This is a genomic window from Sphingomonas sp. GC_Shp_6 (assembly GCF_026540835.1).
Lineage (GTDB): Bacteria > Pseudomonadota > Alphaproteobacteria > Sphingomonadales > Sphingomonadaceae > Sphingomonas.
Map to the genome: position 1 here is coordinate 165,556 of NZ_JALNUO010000003.1, position 23,166 is coordinate 188,721.

The window sequence follows — 23,166 nt, forward strand, 5'->3', positions numbered from 1 at the left end:
CGTAAGCGCCCCGTTAAGCGCTTCTCGAAAAACGGATTCAGGCCGCGATGGCGAGCGTCGGCAGGATGGCGGCCAGATCGATCACGAGCAGCGGTTCGCCGTCGCGCTCCACCATCCCCGTGCCGACCGTGGCCCAGCCCCGATCGAGCGTGACGCCCGACGACAGCGGCACCCGCTCCAGCATCGTCACGTCCTCGAGCGCATCGACCAGGATCGCATAATGATGGCCATCGACGCGCGTGATGATCGCCCGCTTCGCGCTCGTCGCGGTCGCCGACAGGCCCAGGGCGGTGCCGGTGTCGATCACGGTGACCACCCGGCTGCGCAGCGCCGCCAGTCCGCGCACCGCACCGGGCGCGCACGGCACCGCGACGATCTCGCCCAGATCGACGACGGAATCGACCTGTGTTGTGTCGATCGCGACCCCGCGGCCCGCGATATGGGCGATGAGGAACAACGGCGTCATGCGGCTTTCCCGTGTGAGACCGCTGCGACCGCGGCAAGCAGCGCCTGGCGATCGTAGCGATAGATGCTGGGATGGGAGGGGTCGGCAATCGCGACCTCGCGGCGCAGGTGGACGACGGGCGTGGCTCCGATGACGGGTGGATCGCCCTCCATCGCGAGCGCGACCGCGGCGACCTCGCCCGCGCCGAGCCGGGTGACGCAGCGATAGCCGCTCGCCTCCAGCACCGGCTTCAGGAACACGTCCATCCAGCCATCGGCCTCGATCAGGCAGAGCGGCGTGCGGGTGCCGTTCGCCGGCTGGCCCGCGAAGAGGGCGTGCGGATCGATCAGCTCGATCTGCTGGCCCGCGATCATCGCCACCCCGGCGATCGGCCCCGACGATCCGGCGGTGGGGATGATCTCGGCCGGCAGGGTGACGATCTCGATCGCTTCGCCGATGGCATAGGCGATCTCGGTCGCGCCGTCGGTCAGGCGGAGGACGGGCACCTCGCTGCGTCCGTCGAGCGGGGCGCAGGCGTGGAGCGGCACGATCGCCCCGCCGATCGTCAGCCGCAGCCGCCCCGCGGTATGCCGGATCGCGTCGATCGCCACCGGCTCGACGCGGTCGACGACCGACAGCGCGATGGCGCGGCGGCAGCCGTCGAGATCCTCGAACAGCAGCGCGGCGATGCCCGGTGTCGCATCGCTCGCATCGGCATGCTCGTCGGCGCGCACCGTCTCGAAGCGCAGCCCCGCCGCCGCGGCGATGCCGCCGCCGTCGAGCAGCAGCATCGGCAGCCCGCTGTCGGGCAGCGTCTGGCCCGCATAGAGGCCCGTCGCCATCACCGCCGGTGCGGCGGGCTTCACCACGAGTTCCTCCGTGTCGAGCACCGAATCGATCGCCAGCGCATAGGTGCCGTCGCGGCTCGCGACGATCGCCACGGTCGAGGGCTCCGGCGCGGCGGCGATGCCCAGCAACGCGCCCAGATCGACCAGCGGGAGCCGCCGGCCGCGGAGGCTGACGACGCGTGTGTCGCCGATCGTATCGATCCGCACCGCGCCGCGCAGCTTCACGATCTCCTCCACCGATGGCCGCGCGAGCGCGAAACGCTGCGCGCCCACGCCGACCACGATGGTCGGGATGATCGAAAGCGTCAGCGGCACCTGGATGGAGATGGCGAGCCCGCGGCCCGGGCGGTTGGTCAGCGCGATCCGGCCGCCGATCTGTTCGATATTCGCGCGCACCACGTCCATGCCGACGCCGCGGCCCGAGATCGCGGTGACGGTGTCGCGGACGGAAAGCCCGGCGTGGAAGATCAGGTCGAGCCGCTCGGCCGGGCTCATCCGCGCCAGTTGCGTATCGCTGTGGAGCCCCTGCGCCTGGGCCTTGCCGATGAGGCGATCGACGTCGATCCCCTGCCCGTCGTCGGTGATCTCCACCAGGATCTGGTTGCCCGACTGGCGCGCCGAGACCATCAGCGCGCCCGCCGCCGGCTTGCCCGCCGCGAGGCGGGCATCGGGTGCCTCGATGCCGTGATCCACCGCGTTGCGGATGATGTGGACGAGCGGATCGCGCATCATCTCGATCATCTCGCGGTCCAGCTCGACCTCCGATCCGTCGATCGTCAGCGCCACGGTCTTGCCCAGTTCGGCCGCCGTATCGCGCACCATCCGCGGCAGGGCGGAGAACAGCGCGTCGATCTTCTGCATGCGGGTGCGAGTCACCGTGTCGCGCATGTCCGCCACCGTCAGCGACATGCGTTCGAGCGCCGCCTCGATGCGCGGATCGGGCGTGCCGTCGCGCAACCGCCGCGCGAGTTCGTTGCGCGCCAGCACCATGTCGGACATGCCGCTCATCATCCGGTCGAGCAGATCGACGTTGAGGCGGATGCTGCGCGTGGCGGCGCGGTGAACCGGCGCCTGCGTGGCCGGGCCCGTCGGCTTCGCATCTTCGGCCAGCGCGGCGACGAGCAGATCCTCGCTCGAATCGTCCAGTGCGCTGCCGGCATCGATCGCCTCGACGATCTCGCCGATCCGGTCGACGATCGCGAGCACCGCGTTGACGAGTGCGGTGTCGGGCTGACGATGGCCGTCGCGCACGGCCGCCAGCACGTCCTCGGCGGCATGGCTCAGCCGGGCGAGCCGGGGCAGGTCGAGAAAGCCGCAGCTTCCCTTCACCGTGTGGACGAAGCGGAAGATCGCATCCAGCCGCGCTCGGTCGCCCGGCGCGGCTTCCCAGGCCACGATCTCGCCCGACAGCGCCTCGAGCGTCTCGCGCGTTTCCGCGACGAATTCCTGCAGCAGATCGTCCATGGGTCCCCGGCGCATCCTTCGACCGGAGCCATGGACCCTGAGAGGTTAAGACCGACTTTACCGCCGGCCCCATTCAGCCCGCGTTGAACACCGCGCCGAAGATCATCACGCCCTCGGCCGGCTCCGACACCTGAATGCCGCCGCCGCCCTGACGCGCCAGGGTGTGGACCAGATACGCCGCCGCGCCGCGCGCGGTAACGCCCTCCTCGCCCTCGCCGTCCACGAGCATGCGGCGCAGTTCAGGATCGAGCAGGATGCGCGGCCCTTCGATCTGCACCACGATCTCGACCTGGCCGCCATGGCTCTCGCCGCCGATATCGAGCCGGCCGCCACGCACCAGCGCCTCGCCCGCGATCATCGCCAGGTTGAGCAGCACCTTGATCGCCGCCTTGGGCAGCGTGTCGTCCTCGACCAGCCAGCCGATCTCGAGCCGCTTGTTCGCGCCGAACAGCCCGCGCACCGCGGATTGCGCCTCGCGCGCATCGACCATGTCGCCGAAGCCGCCCGCCGAACCGAACGCCAGGCGAAAGAATTTGAGCTTGGCCGCCGAGGCGCGCGCGCTGTCGGCGAGCAGCTCCATGCAGCGTTCGCGCATCGCCGGATCGGTCTCGTCGGCGAGCAGCTCGAGGCCGTTGTTCAGCGCGCCCACCGGCGAGAGCAGATCGTGGCACAGCCGCGAACACAGCAAGCTGGCGAAATCCACCGGGCTGACGGTCATGCGATCCCCTTTGCGTTACAAGGATCTATCTGACGTGTGCGCGGTGAGGACGCAAGCGATGCCGAAGAGGGACGCCGCGCCGCCTGCAAAGGCCTGGGCCCGGTCGGAGCGTCTCCGGTAGCGGAGCACCGCGTGCATTATCCGCGTTCACCGCCTCGTAGCCTATACAAGGTTACGGCCAAGCTCCGCCCGCGAGATCTCGGTCCGGATCGACACCGCCCCGTGCACGATGGGGCCGTACGGACAACGTCCGGATCGAGCGGCATGATGACGTCCGCCGATCCTAGAGGTGATACCATTGCTTCCCAATCTTGCCGATTGATGACCCTTGACCAACTCAAATGTTTTTCATAGCTTTCAAAAGGGCTCTGTGCCCGATTCTGCTTGATTTAGATCGATAGTCTGAATTTTAGGAGAGATTATTGTGATTAAGTTGTTTTATTGCGCAATTGCAATAGTTTGTATCGTATCAGCGGGTTCTTCGATGGCCCAACGTCAGTCTGGCTCATGCAACGGCGGATGCGAATCGAAGGCGAACACCGCCTATGTTATCTGCAAGCAGAGAGGTGGGACCGATGAGGCCTGCTGGCAAGCACGGACGGATACACTGAACGCGTGCAAAGAAAACTGCTTGGTATACTTTGGATAGTCTTCTGCCAAACGAACGGAAAGGGTTTGTCGGATGATGTGGCGCGTATCCTGTTTCGCATATGCATGGATGGTGACGGTGTCGCTATCGCTTCCGGCCGCTGCCAAGGCGGTGCCCGACCGGGACGGGTCCTGGGGCAAAGCCGGCATCGACTTCGACGCCTATCGCCGCGATGCGATGGAATGCGGCATCGGCGGCGCAAAGGTCGATATCGCACACCGGCAGGATACGCGCGACGTGCTGGACGGTACGCACAATCAGGACCGAGCCATCGACTCGGCGAATATGAGATCCTTTATGAAAGGTAGCGTGGGCCTGGATCCGGAAGAAGTCGACCGGATGACGCGCGATTATTCCAGCATCTACAAGCGGAGCATCCGGGGCGGGGTCAAGCGCACGCAGAGCTTCATGGAGGATGCGGTCGTCACCTGCCTGCGCGCGCGCGGCTATGTGCCGTTCAGGCTGACGCGGGCGCAGGTCAAGGCACGCGACCGGTTGCGCATGGGAACGCTGGAGCGGCGACGCTATCTATATGACCTCGCGTCCGATCCGGCGATCCTGCGCGATCAGGCGGTGGAGCGGGAGCGGCCGGCCGAACGATAAGGCTGCGCGAATGGGCGCGCGAAGACCCGGTGTGCCGGGATCGTTAACGAACGGTCGTCATCCGATGACGTGACCGATCTTGCGCACCGGAACGCCCGCGGATGACCGAGCGCCCGGCGCATCACCCGCGTTCTCCGACCGATCCCCGGGCGCTGGGAAGGCCGGAGGGACGAGCATCGATCATTTCCTCCACGAATGCGCCCGGCGCGTCGCTCCGCCATGCACGCATCGCACCCGCCGCCGCGATCAGCCACAGCGCGCCGTCTCCCATGGCCGCGGCGGCGTCGCGGGCCGAGGGGACCGGCTGCCCGCTCGGGTGCGAATGGTAATGGCCGATCACCATCGCGCCGCCCTGCCGCGCGCACCGATAGGCGGCCAGCAGCGCAGCCGGATCGATCTCGAACGCGCGGCGCGGATCGGCGGCGACGTTGGCGCAAGGCTGCGCGGCCTCGACTTGGTCGGGCGCGCCGAACAGCAGCCCGCACACCTCGGCATCGGGGCTCGCCGCCGCCGCCGCGCGGATCGTCGCCAGCACCTCGCTTGAAATCGTCACGCCCATCGCCACATCGTTCGCACATGAGCCGGGGGGTTTCCATCATCGAAGCGACGATCGCCGCCGGCGCGGACGGCTGGCGGCTCGATCGCGCGCTGGCCGAAGCGGTGCCGACGCTGTCGCGTGAACGCCTGAAGGTGCTGATCGCGGCGGGCCAGGTGAGCGCGGATGGCACCGCCTGGCGCGATTCGGCCAAGAAGGCCGCCGCCGGGCAGGTCTTCGCGGTGGCTGTCCCCGATCCCACGCCGGCGCATAACGAGGCGCAGGCGATCCCGCTCGTCATCGCCTATGAAGACGAACATCTGATCGTGATCGACAAGGCCGCCGGGCTCGTAGTGCATCCCGCCGCGGGCAATCTCGACGGCACGCTCGTCAACGCGCTGCTCCACCATTGCGGGGGATCGCTGTCGGGCATCGGCGGCGTCGCGCGGCCGGGGATCGTCCACCGCATCGACAAGGACACCTCGGGGCTGATGGTCGCTGCCAAGACCGACCGGACGCACGAGGGGCTGGCGAAACAGTTTCGCGATCACAGCATCGATCGCCGCTACAGGGCGATCGTGGGCGGCATCCCCAGCCCGTCCGCCGGCACCGTCGACGCGCCGCTCGCCCGCTCGCCGCAGAACCGCAAGAAGATCGCGATCCAGCCGCATGGCAAACGCGCGGTCACCCATTTCACGACGATCGCGCCGCTCGATCGCGCGGCGTTGGTGGAATGCCGGCTCGAGACCGGCCGCACGCACCAGGTGCGCGTGCACATGGGCTCGATCGGCCATGCGCTGCTGGGCGATCCGGTCTATGGCCGAAGCGGCGGACCGCATCGTGGGTTACTCGAACAGCTCGCATTCCGGCGACAAGCCTTGCACGCGGCGCATCTGGGGTTCATCCACCCGATCTCGGGCACGAAATTGGCATTCGAAAGCACCATGCCGGCCGATATGCAGGAACTGTTCAGCCGGCTTCACGTATAGGACATGAGCGTTTTGCCGCAGCGCGGCGGACGAACTCGGACAAGGAGACACGAACCATGGCAGCCCGCAGCAACGTCCCAGCGACGATCCCCGCGCTCGGCAGCGAAGCCGGTCTCAACCGCTACCTGGCCGAGATCAAGAAATTCCCGCTGCTCCAGCCCGAGCAGGAGTTCATGCTCGCCAAGCGTTTCCAGGAACATGGGGATACCGATGCGGCGGCGCAACTCGTCACCAGTCACCTGCGGCTGGTGGCCAAGATCGCGATGGGCTATCGCGGCTACGGCCTGCCCACGTCGGAGCTGATCTCCGAAGGGAATATCGGCCTGATGCAGGGCGTCAAGAAGTTCGAGCCCGACCGCGGCTTCCGCCTCGCTACCTATGCGATGTGGTGGATCCGCGCGTCGATCCAGGAATATATCCTGCGCTCGTGGAGTCTCGTGAAGATGGGCACCACCGCGGCGCAGAAGAAGCTGTTCTTCAACCTGCGCCGGATGAAGTCGAAGCTCGACGCGTTCGAGGACGGCGATCTGCGGCCCGAGCACATCACCAAGATCGCGACCGATCTGGGCGTGACCGAGGCCGAAGTGACCAGCATGAACCGTCGCATGGCGATGGGCGGCGATACCAGCCTCAACGTCTCGATGCGCGAGGACGGCGAGGGCCAGTGGCAGGATTGGCTGCAGGACGACGCGCCGCTGCAGGACAAGGTGGTGGCCGACGCGCAGGAGGCGGACGTTCGCCATTCGATGCTCGTCAACGCGATGGACGACCTCAACGACCGGGAGAAGCACATCCTGACCGAGCGCCGCCTGACCGATGACCCGAAGACGCTCGAGGAGCTGAGCCAGGTCTACAACGTGTCGCGCGAGCGCGTCCGCCAGATCGAGGTGCGCGCGTTCGAGAAGCTGCAAAAGGCGATGATGCGCATCGCCGGCGAAAAGCGGCTGATCGCGGCGTAAGCGATGCCCGGTGCCGATGTCGTGGTGATCGGCGCCGGCGCGGCGGGAATAGCCGCGTCGCGCGCGCTCCGCGATGCCGGGCGCGACGTGCTGCTGGTGGAGGCGAAAGACCGGATCGGCGGACGCGCGCACAGCATGGCGCTGTCCACGCCGCCGGGCGCGGCGGGACCGATGCGCGTGGATCGGGGCTGCGGCTGGCTCCACTCCGCCCGGCGTAACCCGTGGACGACGATCGCGGAGTCCACGGGCTTCACCGTCGATCGTTCGCCCGCCCATTGGCGCGAGCAATGGCGCGATCTCGGCTTTTCACCCGAGGACCGGCGCGACGCCGATGTCGCCTATGCCCGCTGGAGCGAAGCCGCGCATGCCGCGCTGGGCGGCCCCGATCGCCCGCTGTCAGACTTCATCGCGCCCGACGATCGCTGGTATCCGATGATCGACGCGATTTCGGGCTATGCCAATGGCGCACCGCTGGCCGCCGTGTCGCTCCACGACTGGGCCGCCTATGAGGACGCCGCGGCCGACGACAATTGGGCGGTGCGCGAGGGTTACGGCACGCTGGTGGCGTCGCACGCCGCCGGGATCGCCGTCCGGCTCGCCACCCCCGTCACCCGCATCGATCATCGCGGTCGGGCGCTGCGGATCGAGACGCCCACGGGAACGATCGAGACGGATGCGGTCATCCTGACGGTGCCGACCACCGCCTATGACCGGATCGCCTTCGATCCGCCGCTGTCCGCCAAACAGGCCGCCGCCGCCGCGCTGCCGCTGGGCCTGGCGGACAAGGTGTTCCTCCACGTCGATCGGCCCGAATGGCCGGCGAACGCGCATCTGATCGGCGATCCCTTCGCGCGTTGCACCGCGAGTCACCGCCTATCGCCCTTCGGCTGGCCGGTGATCGAGAGCTTTTTCGGCGGCGATTGCGCGAAGGCGCTGGAGGACGAACGCGCCGCCTGCGCCTTCGCGGTGGACGAACTGGTGGCGCTGCTCGGCAACGACTGGCGGGCGCGGCTGACGCCCCTGGCCGCAACGCGCTGGCGCGACGAGCCCCATATCCATGGCAGCTATTCGCACGCGCGGATCGGGCAAGCCGGCCAGCGCGCGGTGCTCGCGGCGCCGGTGGACGACCGCCTGTTCTTCGCCGGGGAGGCCTGCCACCCGAGCGATTTCTCCACCGCGCATGGTGCGTACGAGACGGGCCGGGCAGCGGCCCATGCGGTGCTGGCGCGAGCGCGCCCCTGACCCCTCCCGTTCCCGGCGATGGCCGGGGAACGGGGAAAGCAAAGATCGCGCCGACCGCTTCCCCGCCGCACCCCACCTGCTCTATCATCGCGCGATGATCCACGTCCTCCGCATCCTCCTCAAGGCGCTGCTCGTCTTCGTGATCGTCACGGTCGCATGGGTCGGCCTCTATCGCTTCGTGCCGCCGCCCTTCACCTTCACGATGCTGGGCGACGTGATCGGCGGGCGCGGCGTCACCAAGACGTGGATGCCGCTACGCCGAATGGATCCGGACATGGCGCGCGCCGCGATCGCCGGCGAGGATTCGCGTTTCTGCACGCATCACGGCTTCGACTGGCACGCGCTGGCAGGCGCCGCCGCACGCAATGCCGAAGGCGGACGGATCCGGGGCGGATCGACCATCAGCCAGCAAACCGCGAAGAACGCCTTTCTGTTTCAGGGCGGCGGCTATGCCCGCAAGGCCGTGGAAGCCTATTTCACCGTCCTGATCGAAACATTGTGGGGCAAGCCCCGGATCATGGAGGTGTACCTCAACATCGCCGAAACCGGCATCGGCACCTATGGCGCGAACGCCGCCGCGATGCGCTATTTCGGCCATGACGCGAGCCACCTGACGCCGACGGAAGCCGGCCGCATCGCCGCCGTCCTGCCGCTCCCCAAAAAACGCGCCGCGATCGATCCGCATGGGTTTGTCCGCTCGCATGGGAACACGCTGGCACGGCGGGTGGCGACGGTGCGCGGCGATCGGCTGGATGCGTGCCTGCGGTGATTGGTGGGCGATGTCGTAGATTGGTGGAAAGCGGACATCGGCCGTGCAGCTCCTGAACTCCTATCGGCCCGGCGCCTCGAACGAGTGAAGCGTGTGCAGCGCCGCCGCGTGCAGGTCGCGCCAGCGAGGCATGTCGCCGCGGTCCACGCTGCCGGACAACCTGCCGTGCAACGGCGGTACGACAATGATGAACTGGCAGGTCGGCATCGGCGCGAACGGTGCCACGCCCTGCCGCCCGTCGTTGCAGGTGATGTAGGTGTTCTCCGCCGTGCTCAGATAGTCGACATCGACGTCGAAGATGCCGTTCCCATGGAGGACGCGGTCCTTAACCGGCTTTGACCAGTCGGCTCGGCGCGTTTCCAGCCCGTATTCGGGCGGGGCAGGCTGCAGGGCCTGAAAGGCCGGGGCAGGGTAGAGCTGACCGAGGCTCGTCCCCGCGCGGATCGCCGCGGCGCTCGGCTGACCCTCCGCCGGGAGATCGACGGTGACGCCGACGACGTGACCGACGACCGCGGGCAGGTGCAGCGCGCCGCTGCTCTGGAGCCGCCGGTCGCGGGCTGCCTCCTCGGTGATGATGCGATCTGGGTGATCGAGATCGACGAAGAACTCGATCACCCGGATGGGGTCACGATCGGTTCGCGCCGCCTTGGGCGTGTCCGGCGGGGTCCAGTCGCTCTCGTCGTCGTACAGGACCGACGACGCGATGCGACTCGGCACCGCCAGCACGATACTGCCGGCGCGGCCATGATACACCTCCGGTACCTCCGCTGCCGCGCAACTGACAGCCGCGAGTGCCACGAATGGGCCCACGGCGCTGATGAGATGCTTGGACCAGTTCTTCGCCATCGGGGCAGCTTATGCCACTCTCCGCTATTGTCCGCTATTGGGCGTTTGCTGCCCCTCGTCCCCTCACCCCGATCGCAACAACGCCACCCCCGCATCGCGCTCGAAGAGATACAGCAGCGTCCGTGCCGCCTGCCCGCGCGGGCCTTGCAGTCCGCCGTCGCGGTCCACCAGCAGCCGCGCGTCGTCGTGCGCGCATTGCAGCAGGTCCGCCATCATCTCCGGCGTCGCGAGGCGGAAGGCCATGTCGCCCGATTGGCGCGTACCCAGCATCTCGCCCGCGCCGCGCAGCCGCAGATCCTCCTCGGCGATGCGGAAGCCGTCATTGGTCTCGCGCATCAGCGCGAGGCGCGCACGCGAGGTTTCGCTGAGCGCGGTGCCGCGCACCAGCAGGCACGTCGAACGCCCCCCGCCCCGCCCGACCCGGCCGCGCAACTGATGGAGCTGCGCCAGCCCGAAGCGATCGGCATGCTCGATCACGATCAGCGTCGCGTTGGGCACGTCCACGCCCACCTCGATCACCGTCGTGGCGACCAGCACGCCCAGCCGCCCGGCGGAAAATTCCGCCATCACCGCATCCTTCTCGGCGGGCTTCATGCGGCCGTGCACTAGGCCCACCCGGCCCTGCCCATCGCCATCGAACCGCGCGCGCAGCGCCTCTGCGCGCATCTCGGCGGCGGCCAGATCGCTCTTTTCGCTTTCCTCCACCAGCGGGCACACCCAATAGGCCTGGCCGCCCTCCGACAGATGCCGGCCGAGCGCGTTCGCCACGTCGTCCAGCCGATCCTCCGAGATCACGCGCGTCTCGATCGGCTGGCGGCCCGGCGGCATCTCGTCGAGCCGGCTGACGTCCATCTCGCCATATTGCGCAAGCGTCAGCGTGCGCGGGATCGGCGTCGCGGTCATCGCGAGCAGGTGCGGCGGCGCCTTGCCCTTGGCCTGGAGCGTCATCCGCTGCGCCACGCCGAACCGGTGCTGCTCGTCCACCACCACCAGCCCCAGATCCTTGTAGCCGACCGCCTCCTGGAAGATCGCGTGCGTGCCGATCAGGATATCGATCTCGCCGCTCGCCAGCCCCATCAGCGTCGCCTCGCGTGCGCGGCCCTTGTCGCGGCCGGTCAGCACCGCGACGTTCAGCGGCAACCCGGCGAGCAGCGTGCGCAGCGTCTCGTAATGTTGGCGCGCCAGGATCTCGGTCGGTGCCAGCATTGCGCCTTGCGCGCCGGCCTCGACCGCCACCAGCAGCGCCATCGCGGCGACCAGCGTCTTGCCCGAGCCGACATCGCCCTGGAGCAGCCGCAGCATCGGCGCCGCCTGCGCCAGATCGCCCTCGATCTCGCGCATCGTCCGCGATTGCGCGCCGGTGGGCGCGTAGGGCAGTTCGAGTCGATCGCGCAGCCGTCCGTCGCCGACCAGCGCCCGCCCTTTCCGCTTCCGCGTATCGGCGCGGACGATCGTCATCGCCAGCTGGTTGGCGAACACTTCGTCATAGGCGAGCCGTTCGCGCGCCTTGGCATCGGCCGGATCGGCATGGATCCGCACCAGCGCCTCGTGCCAGCCGGGCCAGCCGCGCGCCGCCTTCAGCCCCGGCTCGATCCACTCGGGCAAATGGGGAGCCCGCCCGATCGCCTGTGCGGCCAGCGCGGCAAGGCGGCGCGAGGTGAGCCCTTCGGACAGGGGGTAGATCGCCTCGCGCTCGCGGAACGGCTCGCCCTCGGTGCCGGGTTCGGCCACCTCGGGATGGACGATCTGCAGCTCCTGGCCATAGAGATCGAGCCGGCCCGACACGCGCCGCGGCTCGCCGATCGGCAGCAGCTTTTTCGCCCAGCCCGCATTGCCGCCGAAATAGACGAGGCTGACGATGTTGCCGTGCGCATCCGCCGCCTGCACGCGGGTGGGGCCACGGCCGGCGCTGCTGCGATAGTCGCGCGGCGTCAGCGTGATCGCGATCGTGCGGCCGGCATCGGACGTCATCAGCTCGTCGCGCGGCACGCGGTCGACATGGCCGCTCGGCAGGTGGAACGCCATGTCGACGACGCGGGCGATCTTCAGCCGGTCGAGCGGCTTGGCGAGGCCGGTGCCAACGCCCTTCAGCGCGGTGACTTCGGCGAACAGCGGATTGAGGATTTCGGGGCGCATGACTATCTGATGTCTATAGCCGAGCCGACCGCCGCCGCCAGCGGCTGCCGGCCTGTCGGCGTTGGAGCGCATATGAATCACGACATCCGCCTGAAACGCCTGCGCTTCCGAAGCTGGCACCGCGGCACGCGCGAAGCCGACATGATGATCGGCGGCTTTTTCGACGCGCACCACGCCGGCTGGAGCGCGGCGGAACTCGACTGGTTCGAGGCGCTGATCGAGGAACAGGATGTCGACATCATGGGCTGGGCGATCGGATCGATCCCTTGCCCGCCGCAGTGGGACGGCGCGATGATGCACGCGATGCGGTCGATCGATTACGTGACCGTGGCGGAATAGCCGGCCCCCGAAGATCGGCGTCCAGTCGGGGTTCGATCGTGACGGATCACAACGTCCCGTTACCTCCGCCTGTCCCCCCTTAAGCCCCGGCCTTCGCCGGGGAACGAGATTGACCACGATGCCCGACCTAAAGACGATCCTCTCCGCCACCACGCCACTGACGCTGGCGGGCGTCCCCACCGGGTTCCAGCCGTCGCTGCTGGCGGATCTGGCGCGCGCGGCGCGGACCCGGGCGGTGTTCGTCGCCCCCGACGATGCGGCGATGCGCGCGATCGCCTCCACCGCGCCCTTCTTCGCGCCCGATCTGGAGGTCGTCACCTTCCCGGCTTGGGATTGCCTTCCCTATGACCGCGCCTCGCCGACGCTGCGCGTGATGGCGGAGCGGATCGCCGCGCTCCACCGGCTGCAGGCGAACCCCAAGGGCCCGCAACTGGTGCTGACCACCGCCAACGCCGCGACTCAGCGCGTGCTGACGCCGTTCCGCATCCGCCAGCTCGTCGCGCGCCTCGCCCCCGGCGAACGGATCGGCCGCGACAAGCTGGCGGGGCTGCTCCAGGCGAACGGCTATGTGCGCACCGACACCGTCCACGATCAGGGCGAATATGCGGTGCGCGGCGGCATCGTCGACCTGTTTCCCAGCGGCGAGGAGCTCGCGCTGCGCCTCGATTTCTTCGGCGACGAGATCGAGAGCGTGCGCAGCTTCGATTCGGGCGACCAGCGCACGGTCGCGCGGGTGGAGGGCTTCACCCTGCTCCCCGCATCCGAGGCGCTGCTGGACGAGGACAGCATCAAGCGGTTCCGCAGCCGCTACCGCGAGAAATTCGGCGCCACCGCCACCGGCGATCCGCTCTACCAGGCGGTGTCCGAGGGCCGGCGCCAGGCGGGCATGGAACATTGGCTGCCGCTGTTCGAGGACAAGCTCGCCACGCTGTTCGACCATCTGGGCGACGGCGCGGTAGTGGTGCGCGACGGCGGCGTGACCGCGGCGGCGGAAAGCCGGCTCGATGCCATTGCCGATTATTTCGAGAACCGCCAGCGCGCCGAGGCCGCGCAGCCCGGCAGCTACCGCCCACTGCCCGCCCGGTCGCTCTATCTCGACGCCGCCGAGTGGAGCGCGGCGCTCACCGCCACGACCGCGCATCTGACGACGCCGTTCCACGAACCGCCGTCGCCCACCGTGGTCGAGTTCGACGTCGATGGCCCCCGCGACTTCGCGCCCGAGCGCGCAAGCGGCACCAACATCTACGAGGCGGTGGTCGATCACCTCGCCGCGCTGCGCAAGGCCGGCAAGCGGCCGGTGCTGGCCAGCTATTCGGCGGGTGCGCGCGAACGGCTGGGCGGGCTGCTGAAGGATCACGGCCTCACCGGCGCGAAGGCGGCCGACACCTGGCAGGCGGCGCTGGCGATCGCCGACACCGCGAAGAGCGCCGGCGTCGCGCTCGTCGTGTTGCCGCTCGATCACGGCTATGCCGCGCCGGGGCTCGCGGTGCTGACCGAGCAGGACATGCTGGGCGACCGGCTGATTCGCCGCACCAAGCGCAAGAAATCCGCCGACGCCTTTCTCGCCGAGCTGGCGACGCTCTCGCCCGGCGACCTCGTCGTCCATGCCGATCACGGCATCGGGCGATACGAGGGGCTGACCTCGATCCCCGTCGGCAAGAGTCCCCACGACTGTGTGGCGCTCAGCTATGCCGGCGGCGACAAGCTCTACGTGCCGGTCGAGAATATCGACATCCTCTCGCGCTACGGCTCGGGCGAGGAGGGCGCGAGCCTCGACCGGCTCGGTGGCGAGGCGTGGCAGCGCCGCAAGTCGAAGATGAAGGAGCGCATCCGCGAGATCGCGGGCGACCTGATCGCGACCGCCGCCGAACGCGCGCTTCATGCCGGCGACGTGCTCGAACCCGATTCGGCGGGCTATCCCAGCTTCGTCGACCGCTTCCCCTATGAGGAAACCGACGATCAGGATCGCGCGATCGGCGACGTGATCGGCGATCTGGGCGCGGGCAAGCCGATGGACCGGCTGGTCGTCGGCGACGTCGGCTTCGGCAAGACCGAGGTCGCGCTGCGCGCCGCCTTCGTCGCGGCGATGGCGGGCAAGCAGGTCGCGATCGTCTGCCCGACGACCCTGCTCGCGCGCCAGCATTACAACAATTTCGTGAGCCGCTTCGAAGGCTTCCCGATGCAGATGGGCCGGCTCTCGCGGCTCGTCACCGCCAGCGAGGCCAAGGCCACGAAGGAGGGGCTGGCGGCCGGCACGATCGACGTGGTGATCGGCACGCACGCGCTGCTGGCCAAGGGGATCGACTTCAAGCGGCTGGGCCTCGTGGTGGTGGACGAGGAACAGCGTTTCGGCGTAACCCACAAGGAGCGGCTGAAGGCGCTGCGCGCCGACGTCCACATGCTGACGCTGACCGCGACGCCGATCCCGCGCACGCTGCAGATGGCGATGAGCGGCATCCGCGAATTGTCGGTGATCCAGACGCCGCCGGTCGATCGGCTCGCGGTGCGCACCTATGTGATGCCCTGGGATCCGGTGGTGCTGCGCGAGGCGCTGCTGCGCGAACATTATCGCGGCGGGCAGAGCTTCATCGTCACGCCGCGCATCGCCGACCTGCCCGATATCGAGGAGTTCCTGCGCGAGAACGTGCCCGAGATCCGTTACGTGATCGCGCACGGCCAGATGGCACCGACCGAGGTGGAGGAGCGGATGAGCGCCTTCTACGAGAAGCGTTTCGAGGTGCTCGTCTCGACCACGATCATCGAAAGCGGGCTCGACATCCCGTCCGCCAACACGATGATCGTGAACCGTGCCGACCGCTTCGGCCTGGCTCAGCTCTACCAGCTTCGCGGCCGCGTCGGGCGCTCCAAGACGCGCGCCTATGCCTATATGGTGACACCGCCCGAACGGCAGATGACCGAGGCGGCGGAGAAGCGGCTGAAGGTGCTGTCCGATCTCGATTCGCTCGGCGCCGGCTTCCAGCTCGCCAGCCACGATCTCGATATCCGCGGCGCGGGCAATCTGCTCGGCGACGAACAGTCGGGGCATATCAAGGAGGTCGGCTACGAACTCTACCAGGCGATGCTGGAGGAGGCGATCATGGATGCCAAGGCCGGAGGCATGGCGATCCGCCCGCGCGATTTCTCGCCGCAGATCACCGTCGACGCGCCGATCCTGATCCCGGAGGATTACGTCCCCGATCTCGATCTTCGCATGGGCCTCTATCGCCGCCTGAACGAGCTGGACGCGACGCAGGAGGTGGAGGCGTTCGCCGCCGAGCTGATCGACCGCTTCGGCCCGCTGCCCGATCCGACCGAGAATCTGATCCGGATCATCGACATCAAGCTGCACGCCAAAAAGGCATGCGTGTCGAAGATCGACGTGGGGCCGCGCGGTGCGCTGGTGTCGTTCCACAACGACACGCCGCCCAATGTCGCGGGGCTGCTCGCCTATGTCGACCGGCTGAACGGCGTGGCCAAGCTCAGGCCCGACAGCAAATTGGTGGTGGCGCGCGCCTGGGGCGATCCCAAGGCGCGGCTGCACGGCGCGCTACAACTGGCGAAGGGGCTGGCCAAAGCCGCAGGGTGACGGGCGGAGCCTGAGAGTTCCCTTCTCCGTTCCCCCTGAGCCTGTCGAAGCGCCTGTGCCGCATCGAAACGCTCGCCGGTGGAAAGCGTGCTTCGACAGGCTCAGCACGATCGGATCAGAGTGCTGGACCGGCCTGGAGTCCTGCCGGTCTAGCTGCTGTGATCGGCGATGATCTTCCAGCCATCGGCCTCGCGGCGGAACACCAAGGTCGTCACGCCCGTCTCGCCCTTGGCGAGGCCGCCCGGCGTCAACCGCCAGCGCGCGAACAGCAGCGCATGCGCGGGATCGAGTTCGCGCAGCGCGAGGAACTGGAAGTCGAGCGTACCCCGGCGGTTGCCCCCGCCGGCGAAGCTCGGCGCGTAATGCGCGGCGATCGCGTCGCGTCCGCGCACCAGCCCGTCGGGCGTGACGAACACCGCATCCGCCGCATAGATCGCCACGAAGCGCGCCAGGTCGCCCCCGTTCCACCCGGCCGCGCTGTCGGCCATCGCCGCCTCGATCCGCTGCTGCGGCGTCGCCGCGGGCGCCGCCGCGATCGTGAGCGCTACGGGTGCGAGCATCGCCCAGCGTATCATGAACCCTCCATCAGCGCGGTCAGCGCCGCCACGTCCAGCGGCTCGGCGCGTAGGAATCCCTGGTAGAAGTCGCAGCCCTCGGCCGCCAGCAAGGCGCGCTGGCGTTCGGTCTCCACGCCCTCGGCGATCACCGCGAAGCCGAGCGAGCGCGCCATCGCGATCACGCCGCGCACGATCACCCGGTCGCGCGTCGATCCGCCGATGTCGCGCGTCATCGCCTTGTCGATCTTGAGATAGTCGAGCGGCAGCGCCTTCAGATAGGCGAGGCTCGAATAGCCCGTCCCGAAATCGTCGATCGCCACCCGGCACCCGGCGCCGCGCAGATGGGCGAGCAGCGTGGCCACCGCCTCCAGATCCTGGATCATGCCCGATTCGGTGATCTCGATCGTGAGGCGCCCGCGCGGGAAGCCGCTCGCATCGACCAGCGCCAGAAAGCCGCGCGCGAAATCGGGCCGGGCGACGTCGGCCGCGGTGAGGTTGAGCGACACCCGCAGCCCGTGCAGCGCGCGCGGCCAGCCCGCAGCCTCGGCGAGGACGAGGCGCTGGATATGGTCGGAGATGGCGATGCCCAGATCGGCGCGCTCGGCCGCGGCGAAGAGCGCCTCCGCGCCTAGGCTGCCGTGGCGCGGATGATCCCACCGCGCCAGCGCCTCGACGCCCGCGATCCGCCCGTTCGCGATCTCGACCTGCGGCTGGTAGAGGATCGCGATCTCGTCGCGTTCGATCGCATGGTGAAGGTCGATCGCGAGCGAATCGATCGAGGCGGGGCCCTCCGGCTCGGCATGGTGCACCACCGCGCCATCCACGCGGCGGCCCTGCACCACCGCGCTGTTCGCCCGGCGAAGCAAGGCGGCGGCATCGTCGCCCGCTTCGGAGATGGCCACGCCGAGGCGGCAGCCGAGCGCGATGGGGGTGCCGTCCACGACGAACGGCCGGCCCAGCGCCTCGCCCAGCGCATCGGCGGCCCCGGCGATCCGGTCGGCATCGGCAGCCAGCACGAACGCGGTGCGGCCCGATCGCGCCACGAGCGCCGCACCGAAGCGCGACATGGCCAGCTCGGCGATCCGCTCGCCCGCCGCCGCGATCACCGCATCGCCCACCGCGCGGCCATGCGCGGCGTTCACCAGATCGATCCGCGACAGCGTCGTGATCGCCACCCCAACCGCGGCACCCGCGTCCAGCCGCGCCGCGATCCAGCGTTGCGCCGCCTCGCGCCGGTCGTCAGGCTGCTGGCGCACCGTGCGTTCCGCGTGGCGCATCGCCGACCGCAGCGCCTGGCGCTGCGCGTCCGCATCCGCATCGCGCCGGACGATATGCGTGGCGCCCGCATCATGTAGCAGATCGAGCCGGTCCGCCTCGCCCGCCACCGCCAGCAGCGCCGCGCCGCGCGACTTGGCGGCCTGCGCCAGCGCGGCGACGTCGCCCGCACCGACGAGCGCGATCCGCGCGCCGCTGGCGGCAAAACGCGCCATCACCCCGGCGCCACCGGGATCGGCGAGCACCTGCCAGCCCTTGGCCGCGGCGAGCGTCGCGAGCGGCTCGGCCTGCGGTAGCGCGAACACCGTCACCGACAAATCAACTGGGGCCCCCATCACCTCTCCCTAACGCGGCGCGCCCGTATCGCCAATCCGCGAAACATGGCGTGAACTATGCAGCGGGCGCTTGTCCTGCCCGCCCGCGCACCCTAGCTGACTATGCGATGACCTGCGCTTCCCTCCCGACCGATCGGCTGGTCGATGCGCATGGCCGCGCGATCAGCTATCTCCGCATCTCCGTGACCGACCGGTGTGATCTGCGCTGCAGATATTGCATGGCCGAGGAGATGACGTTCCTGCCGCGCTCGGCCCTGCTGGCGCTCGAAGAGATCGCGGTGATCGCCGAACGCTTCATCGCGCGCGGCGTCACCAAGATCCGCCTTTCGGGCGGCGAGCCGCTGGTGCGCCGTGACGTGGGCGAACTCGTCACCCGGCTCGGCCGCCATGTCGGGACGGGCCTCGACGAGCTGACCATGACCACGAACGGCACGCGCCTGGCGGCGCACGCCGAAACGCTGGCGGCGGCAGGCATGAAGCGGATCAACGTGAGCCTCGACAGCCGCGATCCGGAGCGGTTTCGCTTCATCACCCGGCATGGCGACGTGGACGTGGTGCTGCGCGGCATCCGCGCGGCGCAGGACGCGGGGCTGCGCGTCAAGATCAACATGGTCGCGCTGGGCGGGCTGAACGAGGACGAGATCGCGCCGATGCTGGCCTGGGCCTGCGACGAGGGGCTCGACCTGTCGCTGATCGAGACGATGCCGCTCGGTGCGATCGACGAGGCCCGGATCGACCGCTTCGTGCCGCTGACGCGCGTGTTCGAGGATTTGTCGACGCGTTTTCCGCTGGTGCGCGACACGCATCGCAGCGGCGGCCCGGCGCGTTACTGGCGGGTGTCGGGCACCGATACCCGGCTGGGGCTGATCTCGCCACTGACAGCCAACTTCTGCGACGGCTGCAACCGCGTGCGGCTGACGACCGAGGGCACGCTGTACATGTGCCTCGGCCATGACGATCAGGTCGATCTGAAGGCGGCACTCCGCACGGGCGGTCTGGCGGCGCTGGACGCGGCGATCGACCATGGGCTCGGCATCAAGCCACTCGCGCATGATTTCCGCATCGAGGCGGGCGGCGCGCCTGCGGTGGCGCGGCACATGAGCGTCACCGGGGGATGACCCGATTTCCGCGCCGTGCGCTCGTCGCATCGCCCACCCCGCCCGCGCGGGCGGCGGCGGCGGCGCTGGCGGACATGTTCGACTGGGTGTCCGTCGATGAGGCGGACGTCGTCATCGCGCTCGGCGGCGACGGCTTCATGCTCCAGACGCTCCACACCATGCTCGAACGGCGCGCGCCGGGCGTTCCTGTGTTCGGCATGAACCTCGGCACGGTCGGCTTCATGATGAACGAATGGCGCGCCGCCGATCTGGAGGCGCGTCTCGAAAATGCCAAGGCGTTCCGGGTGACGCCGCTGACGATGACGGCGGTCGGGATCGACGGCCGCGTCCACACGCTGCCCGCGATCAACGAGGTGTCGCTCCTGCGCGAGACGCGGCAGACGGCGAAGCTCGAAGTGACGGTGAACGACCGTGTCGTGCTGCCCGAACTCGCGTGCGACGGGCTGCTGGCGGCGACGCCGGCGGGCTCCACCGCCTACAACCTGTCCGCGCACGGCCCGATCCTGCCGCTTGGATCGGCGCTGATCGCGCTGACGCCGATCAGCGCGTTCCGCCCCCGGCGCTGGCGTGGTGCGATCCTGCCCGACAAGGCGCGGATCGCGATCCGCGTGCTCGATCCGGGCAAGCGCCCCGTCTCCGCCGTCGCCGACCAGCGCGAGATCCGCGACGTGGCGCGGGTGGACGTGGCGATGGACCGCGCGCGCGAACTCACCCTGCTGTTCGATCCCGAACACGCGCTGGACGACCGCATCACGATGGAGCAGTTCATCGCTTGAACGCATCGCCGCTTGCATCCTGATTTTCGGACGGTATAGGACGCGGCACGGCGTCATTCCCTGATAGCTCAGCGGTAGAGTAGGTGACTGTTAATCACTTGGTCGTTGGTTCGAATCCAACTCAGGGAGCCACCCCCCGTCCACGCTAGACCGGGCCTGCGGGTCTCTTGGTCCCGTCTTCGGGACGTTCCGGCGCGTGGCCCCGGGATGCATCCATAAGGGACGGATCCGTCCTTCTGCCCGGCCCCTCCTACGCTATCCTGCGCGCAACGCTCATGGCCGCGCACACCCCGTGCGTGACGGCCGAACGGCAAGGAACGCTGCGTGTACATCCTGCAAGGCCAGCCGAACACCACCACCTACGCGTTCGATGGCGGTCGCCGGATCGTGATCGAACAGGGCGGCGAATCGCTGGCCAACAACAGCTATGGGCTGGAACTCGAATTCTGCTCGCATGACAGTTCGGTGTTCACCTTCACGCATGTCGAGGTGCTCCACATCGATTTCGCGCTTCCCGTCATGACCGATCGCGAGAGGCTGCAACTGACGGGCTGGAAGCTGGAATCGGATTCGGGCGGCGTTTTGGAGCTCGTGACCCCGCCGCTGTTCTTCGCGCACGTCGCCGATGCGCACCGCTTTCGCGAAAATTGCGTCGCGATCATGACTCAGTCGGTCGTGCCCAATCCGCCGCCGCAGGATGCGCAGTTCGGCGCGATCTACGCCGTCCTGCTCAGCCAGTGGCTCGCGGAGGTGCCGCCGCGGCTTGCCGATCTCTGCCGCACGTCGCTCGCGATCCCCGGAATGCCGGCTTTTGCCGCCACCATCACGCCGTGGCTGACGGTGGGCGGTCAGCTCAACCAGGAGAATATCGACGACGGCATCAACATCGCCGCGGCGCGGATGCGGCATTATACCAACCGCGATAGCTGGGACGATTACGTCCAGCGGATCGTCCTGTCGCGCAGCGAGAAGGACTGGCGCACCGGCTATTCGTCGCAGTTGAACATGCCGATGACGCTGCCGGGCTATTTCCTCTATTGTCATCAAAAATACCGGCGATCGATCGACCGGATGGCGGGGATCCAGGCGTGCCTGACCCAAGGCCACCCCTTCCCGCCCGATCTGACCGACACGCAGCTTCGCAAGAATATCGAGACCTGGTTCTGGCGATCGGTGATCTGGGATGTGTTCGACGGCTATGCCCGCGCCATCTGGCCGCATCTGGGTGGCACCGTCTGGACGGACGCGAACCTCGCCACCTGGTCGGTGGACGATCTGACCAAGCTGGCCATGGTATACGTGATGACCGCCAAGATGCTGACGGGTGCGCTCGGGGCCTTGAGCGAACCCGGCCAGCTCAAGATCCAGCTTTACGCTTGGTTCGAGAACTCCACCGTGGCGATGAACCCGGAGAACGCCGATCAGCTCGCCGAAATGAGGCTCAATCTCGGCGACATCGACCGGCCCTGGCTGGAATATCACAGCGCGATGAAGGACCTGACCGGATTGTGGTTCAAGGGTGCGCTGTTCGACGTCATCCACTCCGAACATCTCGGGCATGATGTCGCCCAGCGCATCGGTCTGGTGCTGGCCAACCCCGCGGTCGACATCTGGTCGACCGTCTTCGCCGCGCATCTCACCTTCATCCGCGGCGATGGCTGGAACGATCTGATGGAGCAGGCGCGGCCCGACTATATCGACGATCTCGAGGACCTGGACAGCGGCGCGCTGGTGCGCGTGATCGACATCGTGCGGGTTCAGTTGGGCACGGCGCTGTGCCAGCCGGCCACCTGGCCCCACTACGCCATGCCCGGCCCGGCGCAGCGGCCGTTCCTCCATTATGCCGACGCGCCGCCCTGGGAGGGTCGGTACGACACGATGTACGCGCCTATCCCTTATGACAACGCCACCTGGACGTATCTGATCGAACATCGCTTCAACTGAGGCGCCAGCCCCTCAGTCGCTCACCACCTTCATCAGCCGCCGCTCGATCGGCGCCAGGACGGGCCCGAGTTCGTGGCCGCGCTTCAGCACCACGCCCTGTTCGCTGATGAGCGCCCATTGGCCCTGACGCGCGCGCAGCGCCGGGCGCTTCTCGATCCGGAATTCAGGGCGCTCGGCGGTACGGCGGAACGCGGCGAACACTGCGGCGTCGCGGCCGAGATCCATCGCATAGTCGCGCCAATGGCCTGCCGCGACCATTCGGCCATAGAGATCGAGGATGCGCATGAGCTCCAGCCGCTCGAACCCCACCTGCGTGGGGCGAACGTTGGGGAATGGCGTGACGATCCCCATCAGGCGCGGTCGCGGACATCCTCGGCGAGCAGCGCGTCGAGCCGCTTGCGCATGGTTTCCAGCTCGCAGCGGAGCAGTTCGACTCGCTGCGTGGCGGGATCGAAGCTCTCGCTGCACGGCGTGCCATAGGGCATGAAGCGGGGGGCGGGCGCCGCACCGCCTTCGATGGTGGTCGCGCGCGCCGGGATGCCCACCACCGTGGTGCCGGCCGGCACGTCGCGCGTGACCACGGCATTGGCGCCCACGCGCGCGCGCGGGCCGATGGTGATCGGCCCCAGCACCTGCGCGCCCGATCCGATGATCGCGCCGTCGCTCAGCGTCGGGTGGCGCTTGCCCGCCACGCCATTGTCGGGGCTGGTGCCGCCCAACGTCACGCATTGGTAGATCGTCACGTCGTCGCCGATATGCGCGGTCTCCCCGATCACCACGAAGCCGTGATCGATGAAGAAACGGCGGCCGATCGTCGCGCCCGGATGGATGTCGATCGCGGTCGTCATCCGCGACCAGTGGTTGACCAGCCGTGCGAGAAAGAACAGGCGGCGGCGATACAGGCGGTGCGCGATGCGGTGCCAGCCGAGCGCCCAGACGCCGGGATAGGTGAGGATCTCCGCGCGCGAATGCGGGGCGGGATCACGCGCGCGAATCGAGTCGAGATAGGCGGTCAATCGGCCGAACATGCGCG

Annotated in this window: 20 protein-coding genes and 1 tRNA gene; 11 read left to right on the forward strand and 10 right to left on the reverse strand. The window is 68.6% G+C overall.

The genetic code is table 11. The features are described 5' to 3' along the window. Positions 1 to 37 precede the first annotated feature (37 nt). From OXQ95_RS05230 to OXQ95_RS05240, 3 genes are all read right to left on the reverse strand, one after another. Positions 38 to 466, reverse strand: coding sequence for a chemotaxis protein CheW (locus OXQ95_RS05230; protein ID WP_242095579.1), 429 nt, complete (start codon positions 464 to 466; stop codon positions 38 to 40). Further along, positions 463 to 2,757 carry a chemotaxis protein CheW gene (locus OXQ95_RS05235; protein WP_267380368.1) on the reverse strand — a complete coding sequence of 765 codons (2,295 nt, stop codon included), beginning with the start codon at positions 2,755 to 2,757 and terminating at the stop codon, positions 463 to 465. The genes OXQ95_RS05230 and OXQ95_RS05235 overlap by 4 nt, the downstream gene beginning before the upstream one ends. A gap of 73 nt (positions 2,758 to 2,830) precedes the next feature. Beyond that, positions 2,831 to 3,475: a histidine phosphotransferase family protein gene (locus OXQ95_RS05240; RefSeq protein WP_267380370.1), complete on the reverse strand. Its 645-nt coding sequence runs from the start codon at positions 3,473 to 3,475 to the stop codon at positions 2,831 to 2,833. Between the two features lie 727 nt (positions 3,476 to 4,202). On the opposite strand from OXQ95_RS05240, the gene OXQ95_RS05245 reads away from it, so the two are divergent. After that, positions 4,203 to 4,727: a hypothetical protein gene (locus tag OXQ95_RS05245; RefSeq protein ID WP_267380372.1), complete on the forward strand. Its 525-nt coding sequence runs from the start codon at positions 4,203 to 4,205 to the stop codon at positions 4,725 to 4,727. A 121-nt stretch (positions 4,728 to 4,848) separates the two neighbouring features. Here OXQ95_RS05245 and OXQ95_RS05250 read toward each other — a convergent pair whose 3' ends face one another. Next, positions 4,849 to 5,286 carry a M67 family metallopeptidase gene (locus OXQ95_RS05250; protein ID WP_267380374.1) on the reverse strand — a complete coding sequence of 146 codons (438 nt, stop codon included), beginning with the start codon at positions 5,284 to 5,286 and terminating at the stop codon, positions 4,849 to 4,851. A gap of 17 nt (positions 5,287 to 5,303) precedes the next feature. Here OXQ95_RS05250 and OXQ95_RS05255 point away from each other — a divergent pair, with 17 nt between their 5' ends. From OXQ95_RS05255 to mtgA, 4 genes are all read left to right on the forward strand, one after another. Next, on the forward strand, positions 5,304 to 6,251 hold the full coding sequence (locus OXQ95_RS05255) for an RluA family pseudouridine synthase (protein WP_267380376.1): 948 nt from the start codon (positions 5,304 to 5,306) through the stop codon (positions 6,249 to 6,251). Between the two features lie 56 nt (positions 6,252 to 6,307). Next, positions 6,308 to 7,210 (forward strand): RNA polymerase sigma factor RpoH, encoded by a 903-nt coding sequence (gene rpoH, locus OXQ95_RS05260; protein ID WP_242095573.1) that lies wholly within the window; start codon positions 6,308 to 6,310, stop codon positions 7,208 to 7,210. A gap of 3 nt (positions 7,211 to 7,213) precedes the next feature. Beyond that, a complete protein-coding gene (locus OXQ95_RS05265; RefSeq protein WP_267380378.1) occupies positions 7,214 to 8,452 on the forward strand; it encodes an NAD(P)/FAD-dependent oxidoreductase in 1,239 nt (412 codons plus the stop codon). 94 nt (positions 8,453 to 8,546) lie between these two features. Continuing rightward, complete coding sequence (mtgA, locus tag OXQ95_RS05270; RefSeq protein ID WP_242095571.1) at positions 8,547 to 9,221, forward strand: monofunctional biosynthetic peptidoglycan transglycosylase; 675 nt, start codon at positions 8,547 to 8,549, stop codon at positions 9,219 to 9,221. Between the two features lie 60 nt (positions 9,222 to 9,281). On the opposite strand, the gene OXQ95_RS05275 is transcribed toward mtgA, so the two are convergent. Further along, on the reverse strand, positions 9,282 to 10,067 hold the full coding sequence (locus tag OXQ95_RS05275) for a hypothetical protein (RefSeq protein WP_267380380.1): 786 nt from the start codon (positions 10,065 to 10,067) through the stop codon (positions 9,282 to 9,284). Between the two features lie 63 nt (positions 10,068 to 10,130). Further along, on the reverse strand, positions 10,131 to 12,203 hold the full coding sequence (gene recG / locus OXQ95_RS05280) for an ATP-dependent DNA helicase RecG (RefSeq protein ID WP_267380382.1): 2,073 nt from the start codon (positions 12,201 to 12,203) through the stop codon (positions 10,131 to 10,133). A 72-nt stretch (positions 12,204 to 12,275) separates the two neighbouring features. On the opposite strand from recG, the gene OXQ95_RS05285 reads away from it, so the two are divergent. Both OXQ95_RS05285 and mfd read left to right on the forward strand, forming a co-directional pair. Beyond that, positions 12,276 to 12,542 (forward strand): succinate dehydrogenase assembly factor 2, encoded by a 267-nt coding sequence (locus OXQ95_RS05285; protein ID WP_242095565.1) that lies wholly within the window; start codon positions 12,276 to 12,278, stop codon positions 12,540 to 12,542. A 118-nt stretch (positions 12,543 to 12,660) separates the two neighbouring features. Continuing rightward, a complete protein-coding gene (gene mfd, locus OXQ95_RS05290; protein ID WP_267380385.1) occupies positions 12,661 to 16,128 on the forward strand; it encodes a transcription-repair coupling factor in 3,468 nt (1,155 codons plus the stop codon). Between the two features lie 149 nt (positions 16,129 to 16,277). Here mfd and OXQ95_RS05295 read toward each other — a convergent pair whose 3' ends face one another. Continuing rightward, on the reverse strand, positions 16,278 to 16,703 hold the full coding sequence (locus tag OXQ95_RS05295) for an SgcJ/EcaC family oxidoreductase (RefSeq protein ID WP_267380387.1): 426 nt from the start codon (positions 16,701 to 16,703) through the stop codon (positions 16,278 to 16,280). After that, positions 16,700 to 18,295 (reverse strand): GGDEF domain-containing phosphodiesterase, encoded by a 1,596-nt coding sequence (locus tag OXQ95_RS05300; RefSeq protein ID WP_242095563.1) that lies wholly within the window; start codon positions 18,293 to 18,295, stop codon positions 16,700 to 16,702. The genes OXQ95_RS05295 and OXQ95_RS05300 overlap by 4 nt, the downstream gene beginning before the upstream one ends. 107 nt (positions 18,296 to 18,402) lie before the next feature. Here OXQ95_RS05300 and moaA point away from each other — a divergent pair, with 107 nt between their 5' ends. The 4 genes from moaA to OXQ95_RS05320 all read left to right on the forward strand — a co-directional run bounded on the left by moaA (position 18,403) and on the right by OXQ95_RS05320 (position 22,133). Continuing rightward, positions 18,403 to 19,413 (forward strand): GTP 3',8-cyclase MoaA, encoded by a 1,011-nt coding sequence (gene moaA / locus OXQ95_RS05305; RefSeq protein ID WP_267380390.1) that lies wholly within the window; start codon positions 18,403 to 18,405, stop codon positions 19,411 to 19,413. Beyond that, positions 19,410 to 20,189 (forward strand): NAD kinase, encoded by a 780-nt coding sequence (locus tag OXQ95_RS05310; protein WP_242095561.1) that lies wholly within the window; start codon positions 19,410 to 19,412, stop codon positions 20,187 to 20,189. Before moaA ends, OXQ95_RS05310 begins: the two co-directional genes overlap by 4 nt. A gap of 57 nt (positions 20,190 to 20,246) precedes the next feature. Next, positions 20,247 to 20,321 (forward strand) — tRNA-Asn (locus OXQ95_RS05315). Between the two features lie 192 nt (positions 20,322 to 20,513). Beyond that, positions 20,514 to 22,133 (forward strand): hypothetical protein, encoded by a 1,620-nt coding sequence (locus OXQ95_RS05320; protein WP_267380393.1) that lies wholly within the window; start codon positions 20,514 to 20,516, stop codon positions 22,131 to 22,133. 12 nt (positions 22,134 to 22,145) lie between these two features. On the opposite strand, the gene OXQ95_RS05325 is transcribed toward OXQ95_RS05320, so the two are convergent. Together OXQ95_RS05325 and epsC are read right to left on the reverse strand one after the other, a co-directional pair. Next, positions 22,146 to 22,484, reverse strand: a complete 339-nt coding sequence (locus OXQ95_RS05325) for a DUF2794 domain-containing protein (RefSeq protein ID WP_242095559.1) — start codon at positions 22,482 to 22,484, stop codon at positions 22,146 to 22,148. Continuing rightward, positions 22,484 to 23,161 (reverse strand): serine O-acetyltransferase EpsC, encoded by a 678-nt coding sequence (gene epsC, locus OXQ95_RS05330; RefSeq protein ID WP_242095558.1) that lies wholly within the window; start codon positions 23,159 to 23,161, stop codon positions 22,484 to 22,486. Before epsC ends, OXQ95_RS05325 begins: the two co-directional genes overlap by 1 nt. Positions 23,162 to 23,166 lie beyond the last annotated feature (5 nt).